This is a genomic window from Kitasatospora sp. NPDC057512, assembly GCF_042802135.1.
In the GTDB taxonomy this organism is placed as follows: Bacteria; Actinomycetota; Actinomycetes; order Streptomycetales; family Streptomycetaceae; genus Kitasatospora.
This window is the reverse complement of record NZ_JBHVET010000179.1, coordinates 1-12,523: the sequence shown is the minus strand read 5'-3', so window position 1 is coordinate 12,523 and position 12,523 is coordinate 1. Positions and strand designations below refer to the sequence as shown.

14 protein-coding genes are annotated in these 12,523 nt (G+C 74.8%); 8 read left to right on the top strand and 6 right to left on the bottom strand.

The window, feature by feature from the left end; all coding sequences use genetic code 11:
• Window positions 1–116: 116 nt before the first annotated feature.
• Window positions 117–575 (bottom strand): HD domain-containing protein, encoded by a 459-nt coding sequence (locus ACFU6K_RS14735; RefSeq protein ID WP_380663154.1) that lies wholly within the window; start codon window positions 573–575, stop codon window positions 117–119.
• A 250-nt stretch (window positions 576–825) separates the two neighbouring features.
• Between ACFU6K_RS14735 and ACFU6K_RS14730 the strand changes: the two genes are divergently transcribed.
• Window positions 826–1,752, top strand: a complete 927-nt coding sequence (locus ACFU6K_RS14730; protein ID WP_380663153.1) for an AEC family transporter — start codon at window positions 826–828, stop codon at window positions 1,750–1,752.
• A 30-nt stretch (window positions 1,753–1,782) separates the two neighbouring features.
• On the opposite strand, the gene ACFU6K_RS14725 is transcribed toward ACFU6K_RS14730, so the two are convergent.
• The gene (locus tag ACFU6K_RS14725) at window positions 1,783–2,235 is read right to left on the bottom strand and encodes a MarR family transcriptional regulator (protein ID WP_380663156.1); all 453 of its coding nucleotides are present in this window, start codon (window positions 2,233–2,235) and stop codon (window positions 1,783–1,785) included.
• Between the two features lie 170 nt (window positions 2,236–2,405).
• On the opposite strand from ACFU6K_RS14725, the gene ACFU6K_RS14720 reads away from it, so the two are divergent.
• The 3 genes from ACFU6K_RS14720 to ACFU6K_RS14710 all read left to right on the top strand — a co-directional run bounded on the left by ACFU6K_RS14720 (window position 2,406) and on the right by ACFU6K_RS14710 (window position 4,930).
• Entirely contained in the window at window positions 2,406–3,275 is an 870-nt protein-coding gene (locus tag ACFU6K_RS14720) for an alpha/beta fold hydrolase (RefSeq protein ID WP_380663151.1), read from the top strand.
• Between the two features lie 253 nt (window positions 3,276–3,528).
• On the top strand, window positions 3,529–3,927 hold the full coding sequence (locus tag ACFU6K_RS14715; RefSeq protein ID WP_380663150.1) for a hypothetical protein: 399 nt from the start codon (window positions 3,529–3,531) through the stop codon (window positions 3,925–3,927).
• 229 nt (window positions 3,928–4,156) lie between these two features.
• Window positions 4,157–4,930: a hypothetical protein gene (locus tag ACFU6K_RS14710; protein WP_380663148.1), complete on the top strand. Its 774-nt coding sequence runs from the start codon at window positions 4,157–4,159 to the stop codon at window positions 4,928–4,930.
• A 131-nt stretch (window positions 4,931–5,061) separates the two neighbouring features.
• On the opposite strand, the gene ACFU6K_RS14705 is transcribed toward ACFU6K_RS14710, so the two are convergent.
• Window positions 5,062–5,325 (bottom strand): dsRBD fold-containing protein, encoded by a 264-nt coding sequence (locus ACFU6K_RS14705; RefSeq protein WP_049655929.1) that lies wholly within the window; start codon window positions 5,323–5,325, stop codon window positions 5,062–5,064.
• A gap of 268 nt (window positions 5,326–5,593) precedes the next feature.
• Here ACFU6K_RS14705 and ACFU6K_RS14700 point away from each other — a divergent pair, with 268 nt between their 5' ends.
• Both ACFU6K_RS14700 and ACFU6K_RS14695 read left to right on the top strand, forming a co-directional pair.
• Window positions 5,594–6,604 carry a DMT family transporter gene (locus ACFU6K_RS14700; protein WP_380663147.1) on the top strand — a complete coding sequence of 337 codons (1,011 nt, stop codon included), beginning with the start codon at window positions 5,594–5,596 and terminating at the stop codon, window positions 6,602–6,604.
• Window positions 6,605–6,610: 6 nt separating this feature from the next.
• A complete protein-coding gene (locus ACFU6K_RS14695) occupies window positions 6,611–7,282 on the top strand; it encodes a DUF6629 family protein (protein ID WP_380663145.1) in 672 nt (223 codons plus the stop codon).
• A 16-nt stretch (window positions 7,283–7,298) separates the two neighbouring features.
• On the opposite strand, the gene ACFU6K_RS14690 is transcribed toward ACFU6K_RS14695, so the two are convergent.
• Window positions 7,299–8,735, bottom strand: coding sequence for an MFS transporter (locus ACFU6K_RS14690; protein ID WP_380663143.1), 1,437 nt, complete (start codon window positions 8,733–8,735; stop codon window positions 7,299–7,301).
• Window positions 8,732–9,355: an ArsR/SmtB family transcription factor gene (locus tag ACFU6K_RS14685; RefSeq protein ID WP_380663141.1), complete on the bottom strand. Its 624-nt coding sequence runs from the start codon at window positions 9,353–9,355 to the stop codon at window positions 8,732–8,734. Before ACFU6K_RS14685 ends, ACFU6K_RS14690 begins: the two co-directional genes overlap by 4 nt.
• A gap of 293 nt (window positions 9,356–9,648) precedes the next feature.
• Here ACFU6K_RS14685 and ACFU6K_RS14680 point away from each other — a divergent pair, with 293 nt between their 5' ends.
• Together ACFU6K_RS14680 and polX are read left to right on the top strand one after the other, a co-directional pair.
• Window positions 9,649–10,362: a sensor histidine kinase gene (locus tag ACFU6K_RS14680; protein ID WP_380663140.1), complete on the top strand. Its 714-nt coding sequence runs from the start codon at window positions 9,649–9,651 to the stop codon at window positions 10,360–10,362.
• Between the two features lie 78 nt (window positions 10,363–10,440).
• Window positions 10,441–12,171: a DNA polymerase/3'-5' exonuclease PolX gene (polX, locus tag ACFU6K_RS14675; RefSeq protein ID WP_380663138.1), complete on the top strand. Its 1,731-nt coding sequence runs from the start codon at window positions 10,441–10,443 to the stop codon at window positions 12,169–12,171.
• A 70-nt stretch (window positions 12,172–12,241) separates the two neighbouring features.
• Here polX and ACFU6K_RS14670 read toward each other — a convergent pair.
• Window positions 12,242–12,523: PfkB family carbohydrate kinase (locus ACFU6K_RS14670; protein WP_380663137.1), on the bottom strand; the 282-nt coding region annotated here is incomplete at its 5' end.

Genomic DNA, 12,523 nt, shown 5'->3' with positions numbered 1-12,523 from the left:
GTCCGGGCCCTCTCCTGGTTCCCCGGCGCGGACTCCGGCACCCGTGGGCCGTGGGCTCTCGGGCTCTCGGGCTCTCGGGCTCTCGGGCTCCGACTCCTTGGACCCCGGCCCGTGGACTACAGCTCGCCGGTGAGCCCGAGCAGCTCGCGCATCCGCGCGTACTTGGCGGCCAGCCGCTCGGCGGTCGCCGGGTCCAGCACGGCGAGGCGGGCCGGATCGGAGTTGTGCGCCAGATCCGCGCGCTTCACCAGCAGCGCGCCCGGCGTGGCCAGGATCCGCGCGGTGTACTCCTCGACCGGCTCGTCCCGGCGCCGGGTGAGCGCGTCCACGATCGCCTTGGTCTCCTCCGGCAGCGCGGCACCGGCCAGCCATTCCCGGCTCAGCCGGTCGTCCTCGACGGTGTCGTGCAGCCAGCCCGCCGCGATCTGCGCCGCGCTGCCGCCGCGCGCCGCCGTCCCGTGGGCGACCGCCGCGATGTGCTCGCCGTACGGGTGGCCGTTCTTGTCCACCTGCCCCCGGTGGGCCCGGCGCGCGATCGCCTCCACCTCGGACAGGCTCAGGTACTGGTCCTCCATCGGCTCATCGTAGGCCCGGGCGGTCGGCGCCGCTCCGGGCGGTCGGCCTCGTTCCCGGCCCGCCGATCCCGCCGACGGCCCGGCCCGGCTGGCGTGCCCGCGACAGACCCGTTGATCACCTCGCCGACGGCCACTGGTTTACTGCCCCGGGGGTTCATGGGCTTCGGGGGGTCACCGCGCTCGGGAGTCGACGCCCCCGGCGGGAGACCCCCGTCGCACCGGCAGATCCGTCCGAGCGATCCGAGGAACCATGCCAGCCCTGCACCCCCTGCTGTCCGCCTTCGCGCCGATCTGGGCGCTCACCGGCGTCGGCTACGTCGTCGGCCGCAGCGGGCTGCTCGGGCCGCAGGCCGAGACGGTGCTCAACCGGTTCGTCTTCCACGTGGCGATGCCGGCCGCGCTGTTCCTGATGATCGCCCGCACCCCGCTGGACCGCTTCGCCAACACCTCGATGCTCGCCTTCACCGCGGGCACGGTGGTCACGATCGGCCTCGGACTGCTCGTCGGACGGCTGCTGTTCCACCGCAGGCCCGGCGAACTGGCCGTCGGCGCGATGGCCTCCGGCTACGTCAACTCGGCCAACCTCGGCATCCCGGTGACCATGCAGGTCCTCGGCGACGCCTCCTTCGTGGCGCCCGTGGTGCTGTTCCAGATCCTGGTGGTCACCCCCGCCGTCCTGGCCGTCCTGGACGGCGGTGCGGCCGGACGGCGGGCGCTGCTCACCCTGCCCGTCCGCAACCCGATCCTGCTGGCCACCGCCCTGGGCGCCCTCGCCTCGGCGACCGGCCTGCACCTGCCCGCCGAGCTGAATCGTTCCTGTGAACTGCTCGGCGGCGCCGGCGTCCCGACCGCGCTGATCACCCTCGGCATATCGCTGCACAACCGCCCGCCGGCGGACGGCCGTCCGCGCCGCACCGAGGTCGGGCTGACCGTCGTGCTCAAGACCCTGGTCCAGCCGCTGGTGGCCCTCGCCGTGGCCGGCCCGCTGCTCCACCTGCCCGCGCACCAACTGCTCACCGTGGTGCTGTTCTCCGCGCTGCCCACCGCACAGAACGTGTACACCTACGCCCGCGAGTACCGGCAGGGCACCGCCCTCGCCCGGGACGCGGTGCTCTGGTCGACGCTGGTGTCGATGGCGACGCTGTCGGTGATCAGCTGGACCCTCGGGCCCGCGTAGCCCCGGCCCGCCCCGGTCCGCCCGGGGCGTTCAGGTCTCGCCTCCCGCTCGGTTCTCCCGGGCGGCCGCCACCACCCCGGTCATCGCCGTCAGGAAGCGCCGGGCCGTGTCCAGCTCCCCCGGCTCGAACTGCCGCATCGCCGCGACCAGATCGCCGATCAGCCCGCCGAAGAAGCCCTCCCCCAGCTCCATCGCCCGTTCCTCCACCAGCAACCGCACCCGCCGCCGGTCCCGCGGATCCCGTTCGCGCCGGATCAGGCCGAGCCGCTCCAGCCGGTCCACCAGACCGGTGGTGCCCGCCGAGTTCAGCCCCAGCGCCTCGCCGAGCCGGCCCGGGGTGACCACCTCCCCGGCCCTGGCCGCGTCCAGCAGGTGGATCAGCGCCCGCAGATCGGTCGGATGCAGACCGTTGCGGGCCGCGAACTCGGCCCCGAACAGGTCGAGTTCGACCGTCAGGCCCCGCAGCAGGTGCACCAGCCGCATCGGATCGGCAACCTCGGACACCCTGTCGTCCTTCCTCGGGTAGGGCATGTGCGACTATTCTCTCGCTCAGCGAGATACTCGTTCAACGCGATACTCGTTCACCGCGACACTTGTTCGGCGAGTGGTCCAGCCGACTCGGCCGCCATCACACCACACCCGCGGAGGCCCTCATGTCCGCCCGCACCGCCCCCTTCCTCGCCGCCTACGACGTCCTGCTCGCCCGCTGGCCCGTCCCGGTCGAGGCGCTCACCGTCCGCACCGCCCACGGCACCACCCGGATCAACGCCTGCGGCCCCGCCGACGGCCGCCCGCTCGTCCTGCTCCACGGCGGCGGCGCCACCTCCACCATGTGGTTCGCCAACGCCGGCGCCCTGGCCGAGGCAGGACACCGCGTCCTCGCCGTCGACCTCATCGGCGACCCGGGGCGCAGCGTCCACGACGGCGCCGCCCTCGACGGTGTCCCCGGCCTGCTCGGCTGGCTGGACGCCGTCCTCGACGGACTCGACGTCCCGCGGGCCGACCTCTGCGGCCACTCGTACGGCGGCTGGATCGCCCTGGAGTACGCCCTGCACGCCCCCACCCGGGTCGGCCGGCTCGCCCTGCTCGACCCCACCCAGTGCTTCGCCGGCTTCCGCCCCGGCTACCTGCTGCGCGCCCTCCCCCTCTTCCTCCCCCGCCGCACCCCGGCCCGCGCCCGCGCCTACCTCGACTGGGAAACCGGCACCACCCCCCGACCCGACCCCGCCTGGCGCGAGCTCTACGCCCTCGGCTACGCCGACTTCCCCGCCTCCCCCGTCGTCACCGGCCCCCGCCCCGCCCCCGAACGCCTCCGCACCCTCACCGCCCCCGTCCTCACCCTCCTCGCCGCCCACAGCCGCACCCACGACCCCCACGCCGTCGCCCGAGCCGTCCGCCACACCCTCCCCCAGGCAGAAGTCGCCATCATCCAGGGCACCTCCCACCACAACCTCCCCATGGCCGCCACCCACGACCTCAACCCCCGCCTCACCACCTTCCTCACCCCCACCCAGCACCCCTGACCACCCATCACCGCTGCATGAGAAGTCGGCCCACCCGACTTCTCACGTCCCACCCCCACAGGGCCCGATACCTCTGGCCGTACACGACGGGCGTCCGAGATCCACGACGGGGCTCTCGCACACGGTCACCGCCAGCCATCGACACCGACCACGGGGCCTCATCGCCACGATGAACAGCCCGCAAGACCCCCACGCCCAACCCCTGACCGAACCGGCGAAGCGGCGGCAGAAGTGGTACTGACATGCTGAGCAGGTGCCGAAGAAGCAAAAGCGTGCCGAAACCCTCGCCGAGGTCGTGGCTGCCATGGGCCCGCAACCCGATGACGAGTCCGTTGGTTCCCACCGTCCCTCACCCTTGATGGCCCGCGGCTTCACTGACGCCGACGGCTGCCACTGGCGCCTCGCCCGTGGTCCCCTGGATCCCCGCCGGGCCAAGCGGCTCGCGGTCGGCGCCGACCTGATGTCGATGGGCACGTACTACGACGACCGGGTCGGGTGGTGGCTTCCCCGCTTCCTCACGGAGGCCGAGCGCCCGGCCGCCTGGCTCGAAGCGCGGGCCCGGTTCGGCGCCGCCGACCTGCCGATCCATGAGGCGTACGAGTTCACCGACGACGACGGCCGCGTTCTCCTGTTCATCGAGACGTACTGCTGAGCTCGCGTCCCACAGCGGGTTTCGTCCGATCCGCCCCCGCTCGTGGCTGTCGGCCCGGGGCTGGGGCTGGGGCTGGGGCAAAGGTACGGGCCGAGCCGGCTTCGTGGACGAGCTCCGCGCGCGGCCCTGCCCGCGCGCGCCCGGAACCGGGGGTGGACGGTTGGGCCACGAGGTGCAGTGGTGGGTGTCGGAGGTGTGGGGGCGCGGGGGGCGTGCGTAGCGTTGCCGGATGACCGAAAGCACGCGGGGCGGTGACGCGGCGCAGGTGAGTGCGGCTCATGTGATGGCGCCGGCGGTGGTGTTCGCCATTCCGGTGCTGAAGCTGGCGTGGACGCTCGGGGGCGGGGACGCGGCCCGGGACGCGCTGCTGGCGATGGGGCCGGCGAACTGGGTGGACGTCGTCATCGGGATGTTCTTCGCCGAACCGGTGCTGGCGGTCGTGCTGGCGGCGGTGCTCTCCTACATCGGCTACGCCTATCGGGCCGCTCACGGCGGGGCCGCCCGGCGCCAGGGGCGGGCCCTGGCGGAGACGGCGGCGCGGGCGGCGATCCTGCCGGGGGCGCTCGGGGTGGTGGTCGGGGCGTTCAACGGGCTGTGGTGGGGTGTGGCGGCGGGCGTCCTGGGTTACCTGTTGCGGCTCGGCGTGGTGGCCGAGTACCGGACGGGCGCGCGCTCGGCCGCCACCGGCCGGCGCACCGGGCGGACCGCCGTGGCCTTCGGGCCCCGGGCCGTCGAGGCGGTCAGGATCGCGGCGCTGCTGCTCTCCCTGGTGGTGCTTCCGGTTCTGTCGGTCGTCGCCGCCCTCGACGGCCGGTCCTGGACGAGCGTGCTGATGTGCGACGTCGACACCGGCGCCGGCCCGCAGCGAGCCCGGCTGGTCGAGCTGGACCGTCAGGCTCCGGGCGTCGTCGGCTGGGACGTTCCCGCCCACGAGGTGGTCAGCGGCACCAACTGCGCCACCGACCCCGACGACGTCCTCCGCGACCCGTGGTGGCGCCGGTAGGGCCGACGACCGGCCAGGCCCGGTCCGACGGCCCTCCTCGTCGAGCGCATGACCCCGAGCTGCCCGGAGCCACCGCGGTCCGGGAGGAGTGGGGCCGCCGCGGTCCGGGAGGAGTGGGGCCGCCGGTGGGCTCAGTAGATCAGGTAGCCCGGGCGGTGTCCTTCGTCGTCGATCTCCCCGGTCGCCTGGGCCCGCAGCTTGCGGGACAGCTCCTCCAGGGCGCGGGAGGCCGCGACCTCCTCGCCGATCCTGGCGAGCGGACGGTCGTCCGCGCTCTTCACGGACTCGCCGTGCGCGCTCAGGCCGGGCGCCCTGGCGCCGGTCAGCCTGGCGTCACACGCCGTGTGCACGCCGTCTTCCTCGAATCTCAGCTCCACGTCCCACTGGTTGTGCATGCCACACCTCCTGGCGGCGGCCCCCGTCGCGCCTGTCCGGACCGGCACGGACGGTGACCCGTGGCGGCCGCTCACACCAGCGTGCGCCTGCCCTGCCGATGGCGGCAAGCGCTGCCGGAGGGCCCGGTGGCCCGCCGCGCCGCACGCGTGCCGTGCGATCGGCTCGGGCACCGGCCCGGCGGTAGGCTGACGGGAGCGGCCGCGACGCCCGACCCACCTCTCGGACTCGTCGGCGCGGCGCGGGCAGCGACAACCTGGTGGTCCCTCCGTGGCGGTCTTCCTCCTCGCTCTCAGTGCGGCCTGCTGTCTGGGGCTCGGCTTCGTCCTCCAGCAGCACGCGGCGCAGCAAGCCCCGCGCTCCGATCTGCTGCGCTGGCGGCTGCTGCTGGACCTGATGCGGATGCCGCAGTGGCTGCTCGGCACCGGGTTCATGGTCAGCGGGCTGATCCTCTCGGCGCTCGCGCTCAACCAGGGCGAGGTGTCGCTGGTCGAGCCGCTGCTGGCCACCAATCTGATCTTCGCGATGGCCCTGGCCCGGGTGCTGACCCGTCAGACCCTGGGCCGTTCCGGCTGGGCCGGGGTGGCGCTGCTGGCCCTCGGGGTGACGGCCTTCATCGTGGCCGGGCGGCCGACCGGCGGCGGGCCGCCCGCCGGGGAGCTGCGCCACTGGCTGGTGGTGGGCACCGTGGTCGGGCTGGTGGTACTGCTGGTCTCGCTGGCCCGGCGGCTGCCGCTGTTCGAGGAGGCGACCCTGCTGGCGCTCGCCGCCGGGCTGCTCTACGGCCTCCAGGACGCGCTGACCCGGACCACCACCCAGCGCCTCGACCACGAGGGCCTGGCCGCGGTGCTGCGCAGTTGGCAGCCGTACGCGGTGGTGGTGGCGGGGGTGGTCGGGCTGCTGCTGGTGCAGAGCGCCTTCGAGGCCGCGCCGCTGCGGATGTCCCTGCCGGCGCTGACCGCCGCCCAGCCGCTGGCCGGGATCGCCTGCGCGGTGGGCTTCCTCGGCGACCGGTTGCGGGTGACCCCGGGGGCGTTGGCGTGGCAGTCGGTCGGGCTGTTGGCGATCGTGATCGGGGTGATCGTGATCGGCCGCCATCCGGCGATGCCCGGGACCGCCCGCGACACCCTGGAGAGCATCGGGGCGCCACCGGAGGACGAACCGGAGGACGAAGCGGAGGACAAGGCCGGGAACGAAGCCGAGGTGGGGCCCGAGGGCCGACCGGACGACAGAGCGACGGGCGGGTCCGCCGAGGACGACCGCCCCGGGAGCACCGGCTAGGCCGCGATGTGCTGGAGCGCGCGGGCGGACGCCGTGGCCGGTGGGCTGGTCGCGGTCACGGGCGTGGCGTGTGTGCTCCGTGCCCGTCGGGCCGACCGGCCCGAGCGCCTGTCGCTCGCCGCGCTCCCCCTGGTGCTGGGTGTGCACCAGCTGATCGAGGCGCTGGTCTGGCTCGGTACGGACGGCGGGCTGCCGGACGGCCTCGCCGGAGCGGCCCGCACCGCCTGGGCGGTGATCGCCCTGCCGCTGCTGCCCGTCCTGGTGCCCGCCGCCGTGTGGTGCGCCGCCGACGGACCGCGCCGACGAGTGCTCGCCGCGCTCACCCTGCTCGGTGCGGCGGTCGCCGTCCCGCTGGCCGTGGCCGTCGGCTCCCACCCGGTGACGGCCGCCGTGCACGGCCACACCCTCGGCTACGCGGTCGGCATCCCGTACCCGGGCCTCCTGCTGGCCGGTTACCTCCTCGCCACCGTCGGCTCCCTCCTGGTGAGCGGCGACCGCCTGCTCCGCCGTCTCGGTCTCGTCACCGGCGCGGGCGCCGTCGTCTGCGCCCTGCTCTGGCACCTCGCCTTCGTCTCCACCTGGTGTGCCCTCGCCGCCCTGGCCAGCCTGTCGCTGCTCCACTGGGTGGGCCACCGGCCGGCGGATGGGCCTGGCCCGGCCACCGGTCGGGCCCGCTAGCCGAGCCCGGGGCGGCTTACGCGCTGCGCGCCGGTTCCGGCTCGACGGCCTCGTCGCCCGCACCGCCCACACCGCTCGCGCCGGCTACGCGGGCCGCTCGGCCCGAGCGGCCGCGGAGGCGGTCCATCTCCCGCCACTCGGGGCGCAGCCCGGCCAGGGTGGTGGTCGCGAAGTACAGGGCCCCGGCCCCGATCAGGCTGGGTATCAGCCCGACCATGGCGACCGCCGCACCGGCGACCAGCCCGCCGAGCGGGATGCCGGCCCAGGCGAGGGAGTCGCCGAGGGCGTGGACGCGGCCCAGCAGGTGGCGGGGCACCCGCTCGAAGAGCACCGCGCCGAGGATCGGATTGAGGAAGCCGGAACCGAGGCCGCCGATCGCGAAGACCGTGATCACCAGCCACATCGGCGCGCCGAGGGCGAGCACCAGGAAGCGCGGTGCGCCGCACAGCAGGAAACCGGTGAAGAAGACCGTCCGACGGGGCAGCCTGGAGGCGACGGCCGCCGCTATCAGGCTGCCGACGACCGCGGTGGCGCCCATGGCCGCAGCCAACAGGCCGATGGCGGCCGGTCCGTTGCCGGACTCCCGGGCCCAGACCGGGACGAGGACGGTGATGAACCCGGCATCGATCAGATTGGTGATGCCGACCATCACGATCACGGTGAGCAGCAGCGGCTCCGAGCGCAGGAAGGTGAAGCCCTCGCGGAACATCCGCCAGTAACCCGCGGGCCGCTCCTCCCCGGACGGATCGATGGTCGGATCGACGGACGGATCAGCGGACAGCCCGGCGGACGGATCCGCGGCCGCGGCGGGCACCGCCGGGCGCCCCATGCCGCGCGGGAGCGCCACCGCGATGACCAGCGACCCGAGCGCGAAGGTGACCGCGTTGATCGCCAGCCCGGCCAGCGGGCCCATCAGGGCGACCAGCCCGCCGCCGACCGCCGGCCCGATGGTGGAGGCCAGCCGCTCGGTGACGCCCGACAGCCCGGTGGCGCGCTCCATCGGCACCCGGGCGTGGTCGGCCGCCTCCGGGACCATGACGGACTTGGCCAAGTCCCCCGGGCCGCGCATCGCCCCGATCACCGCGACCATCACCAGCAGCACCCAGAACGGGAGCAGCCCCTGCGCGTGCAGCAGCGGGACCAGCCCGGCCGCGACGGCGCTGACCGCGTCCGTCGTCCAGGACACCACGCGCGGCCCGAGCCGGTCGACTAACGGCCCCGTCAGCGCCTTGACCGCCACGTACGGCGCCATCTCGGCGAACGCGACCAGGCCCGTCATGGTGGCGCTGCCGGTGGTGGCCAGGACGAACCAGGGCAGGGCGATGGCCGAGACGCGCGTGCCCGTCACGGAGACGGCCATGGCCGTCAGCACCCCGGCCAGCGGGCGGAAGCTGCGCCCCGGCGCGTCGGCGGCAGCGGTAGCGGTAGCGGTAGCAGCGGTGCCGGTGGTCATGCGGTCTCTCCCTCGCTCGCGGTGGCGGTGGCGGTCGCGTCCGGCAGGAGGTGGACGACCACGGACACCTGCTCGGTGCCCTCCGGCGCGGGCCCGCCGTGGTCGATCTGCCGGTAGCGCCGGACCACCTCGAACAGCTCGCCGGACAGCCGCTCGGCCTCGGCGGGCGTGAGCTGAAGGACCCGGTCGCTGAGGTCCGTCACCCGGCGCCACTCGCGCGGCATGGTCTCGAAGGCGTCCAGCGTGCGCTGGGCGGTCAGGGTGTGCGCGGCCAGGACGGACCGCAGGAAGCCGGCGGCCGTGTCGAGCTCGTCGTCCGCCATGTCGTCCACCGTCCAGACGGTGAGCGGGTGGGCCGAACGCCACCACCGCTCGCGGGCGTTGCCGCGCTCCTCGTCCTCCTCGACGAAGCCCGCCGCGGCGAGCTGGCGCAGGTGGTAGCTGGTGGCCCCGGAGTTCAGCCCCAGCTGCTCGGCGAGCCTCGTCGCCGTGGACGGGCCGTGCTTGCGCAGGAGCCCGACCAGTTGCATCCGCACGGGGTGCGCCATCGCCCGCATGTTCTTGGCGGTGATGGCGATGTGCGGGTCGTCGCTGTGCTTCCAGCCGCGTTCTTCGGTCATGGCAGCAGACTAGGACCCCAAAGGGTTCTTTGCAAAGGGTTTTTTGCGAAAGATCTTTTGCGAAGAAGTCCTTGCGGTTGCTCGATCCGCAGTAGGCCGCGCCTCCTGGGCCCCGCCGGTCGGCGGGTGCCCGGTCGGCCGCTCGGCGGGGGCCCCGGAGCGGACCGCGGACCGGAGCGGGATTGTCACCCGGGCGGCCGAGGCGCACGCTGGCTGGAAGGGCCCGGAAGTCGGCCCACCCCGGTCGGCCGCGGATTCGATGACGGCCGCCAGGGAGCACGAGGGGCAGGGCGATGGCACACGGGAGGCTCTGGGGCTACGTCGCGTCGGGGGCCAGGGCGCTCGGCGCGCTCGGCGGCACCGTCGGCGCGGTCGGCACCGGGCGCCGGGGCGGGTCCGGGCGCGCGGGCGCGGCGGCGCCGGCCGGGGCCGAGGAGGGGGCCGGCCCGTTCTCGCCCGGGGCGATGGCCGCGCCCAGGGCGCTCGACCGCACCGAGCTGGAGCGACTGCGGTGGACCGGCCGGCAGGCCGGCTGCGAACCGATGGCCCGGCACGTCCAGGTGGCCGACGTGGTGCGCCGGGTGGTGCGCGGCGGCGGCCGGGCGGCGGCCGTCACGGTCCGGGTGGCCCCCGGGCTCCCGGTGGTGGCCGGGGACGCCCGCCGGCTGGAGACCGTCCTCGCCGGGCTGGTCGACCACGCGATCCGGCGCAGCCCGCTGGGCGGCCGGGTGCTGCTCCGGGCCGACGTGGCGGGCGGCGCGTCCGCGCTGCGGGCGCCCGGACGGACGGCGGCGACCCGCGCCCGGGTGGAGGTCCGGGTCTCCGACCGGGGCGCCTACGAGCCGCCCGAGGCGCGCGAGCGGCTGATCGCGGGCGTGCGGGCGGACGGCCCGGTGGGGCCCGCCCTGCACCGCCTGGTGGTGGCCGCGGGCGGCCGGCTCGCGGTGGAACCCACCCCCGGCGGCGGGCTGACCGTGGTCCTGCTGCTGACCGTCGCGTACGACTGACCACGTACGACCGACGGAGTACACGAGGCGGAAGACGTACACCCGGCGCCCCCGCCCCACCGACCCTAGACTTGCCCCATGCCCCGGCTCAACGACCAGGTCAGGGAGCTGCTCCAGGAGTACGCCGACCTGATCAACATCACCGGCGGGGACGCCTTCCGGGCCCGCGCCTACGAGAAGGCCGCCCGCGCGGTCGGCGGCCACCCCGAGGACCTGGCCGACCTGGACGTCAAGGGCCTGCAGCAGATCCCCGGCGTCGGCAGGTCCACCGCCGAGAAGATCGCCGGGTACCTCGCCACCGGGTCCATCCCCGCCCTGGAGGCGCTGCGCGCCGAGGTCCCGTCCGGCGTACGGGAGATGACGGCCGTCCCCGGCGTCGGACCCAAGCGCGCCCTGGCCCTCTACCGCGACCTCGGGATCTCCTCGGTGGACGAACTCGCCGCGGCCGCCCGGGCCGAGCGGCTCGCCGACCTGCCCGGCTTCGGCGAGCGCAGCGGCGAGAGGATCCTGCACGGCATCGAGCTGCTGCGGCAGTCCGGCGGCCGCACCCTGCTGGACACCGCCACCGAGCTGGCCGAGCAGCTGGTCGCCGCGCTCTCCGCCGTCCCCGGCTGCACCCGCTGCGCGTACGCGGGCTCGCTGCGCCGGATGCGCGAGACGGTGGGCGACATCGACGTGCTCGCGACCGCGGAGGACTCCGCCCCGCTGATGGCCGCGCTCACCGAACTCCCCTACGTCGCCGAGGTGATCGGCAGCGGCGGTACCAAGACCTCGGTCCGTACCACCCAGGGCGTACAGGTGGACCTGCGGGTCGTTCCGGAGGAGGACTGGGGCGCGGCGCTGGTCTACTTCACCGGCTCGAAGGCGCACAACATCAAGCTGCGCACGATGGCCGTCCGGGCCGGGCTGAAGCTCTCCGAGTACGGGCTGTTCGAGGTGGACGGCGGCGCCAAGGTGGTCTCGGAGACCGAGGACGAGGTGTACGCGGCGCTCGGCCTGCCGTGGATCCCGCCGCCGCTGCGCGAGGACCGGGGCGAGATCGAGGCCGCGCTGGAGGGTGGACTCCCGGACCTGGTCCAGGCGTCCGACCTGCGCGGTGACCTCCACACCCACACCGACCTGACCGACGGACTGGCCACCCTGGAGGAGATGGTCGACACCGCCGCCGCCCGCGGCTACTCCTACTTCGCCGTCACCGACCACGCCCCGGACCTGGTGATGCAGCGGATGACGGACGAGAAGATGCTCGCCCAGCGCGAGCAGCTGCGACAACTCGCCGACCGGCACAAGAGGTTGCGACTGCTGCACGGCACCGAGCTGAACATCGGCCCGGACGGCGGGGTGGACTGGCCACCGGAGTTCCTGGCCGGCTTCGACGTCTGCGTGGCCTCCGTGCACTCGCACTTCGCCCTGGACCGGGCCGCCCAGACCCGCCGGCTGATCCGCGCCTGCGAGAACCCGTACGTGCACGTCATCGGGCACCTCACCACCCGCCGGATCGGCCGGCGCGGGCCGATCGACGTCGATCTGGACGCGGTGTTCGAGGCCGCCGCGCGCACCGGCACCGCGATCGAGATCAACAGCTCCCCGCAGCGGCTCGACCTGCGCGACGAGGACGTGCTGCGGGCGAGGCGGCACGGCGTGCGGTTCGCGATCGACAGCGACGCGCACGCCACCGGCCAGCTCGGCTACCCGCGCTACGGCATCGGCACGGCGCAGCGCGGCTGGCTCACCGCCGAGGACGTGGTCAACACCTGGACCTGGCAGAAGCTGAAGCACTTCCTCCGCAAGGACGCGGTGCCCAGGTAACCCCGGGTAGCCCCGGGCAGCCCCCGAAAGCCCCGGGCGGCACCGTCGCCGAAGGGCCCCCGCCGGAGCGTCACTCCCCGCCGAAGGAGGCCCCGGGCGAGGCCAGCACCCGGGCCGCACCGCGGTGCCCGAGCCCGGCCGCGCGCCCGAGGTCCCCGGTGTCCAGGAAGCCGGCCAGGAACCCCGCCGCGAAGGCGTCCCCGGCCCCGGTGAGGTCGCGCACCTCCGCCACCGGCGGCACCGGCACCATGACCAGCGGCTCGCCCGGGACGTCGACGGCGGTCGCCTCGGCGCCCGCCTTGGTGACCACCGTGGTGGCCGCCAGCCGGGCCCGCTCCGGCCCCGGCAGGCC

What these genes read in the sequence shown, in the direction of transcription:
- ACFU6K_RS14735 (WP_380663154.1), bottom strand. Translation starts at nt 575, where the DNA reads ATGGAGGACCAGTACCTGAGCCTGTCCGAGGTGGAGGCGATCGCGCGC.
- ACFU6K_RS14730 (WP_380663153.1), top strand. Translation starts at nt 826, where the DNA reads ATGCCAGCCCTGCACCCCCTGCTGTCCGCCTTCGCGCCGATCTGGGCG.
- ACFU6K_RS14725 (WP_380663156.1), bottom strand. Translation starts at nt 2,235, where the DNA reads ATGCGGCTGGTGCACCTGCTGCGGGGCCTGACGGTCGAACTCGACCTG.
- ACFU6K_RS14720 (WP_380663151.1), top strand. Translation starts at nt 2,406, where the DNA reads ATGTCCGCCCGCACCGCCCCCTTCCTCGCCGCCTACGACGTCCTGCTC.
- ACFU6K_RS14710 (WP_380663148.1), top strand. Translation starts at nt 4,157, where the DNA reads ATGACCGAAAGCACGCGGGGCGGTGACGCGGCGCAGGTGAGTGCGGCT.
- ACFU6K_RS14705 (WP_049655929.1), bottom strand. Translation starts at nt 5,325, where the DNA reads ATGCACAACCAGTGGGACGTGGAGCTGAGATTCGAGGAAGACGGCGTG.
- ACFU6K_RS14695 (WP_380663145.1), top strand. Translation starts at nt 6,611, where the DNA reads ATGTGCTGGAGCGCGCGGGCGGACGCCGTGGCCGGTGGGCTGGTCGCG.
- ACFU6K_RS14690 (WP_380663143.1), bottom strand. Translation starts at nt 8,735, where the DNA reads ATGACCACCGGCACCGCTGCTACCGCTACCGCTACCGCTGCCGCCGAC.
- ACFU6K_RS14685 (WP_380663141.1), bottom strand. Translation starts at nt 9,355, where the DNA reads ATGACCGAAGAACGCGGCTGGAAGCACAGCGACGACCCGCACATCGCC.
- ACFU6K_RS14680 (WP_380663140.1), top strand. Translation starts at nt 9,649, where the DNA reads ATGGCACACGGGAGGCTCTGGGGCTACGTCGCGTCGGGGGCCAGGGCG.
- polX (WP_380663138.1), top strand. Translation starts at nt 10,441, where the DNA reads ATGCCCCGGCTCAACGACCAGGTCAGGGAGCTGCTCCAGGAGTACGCC.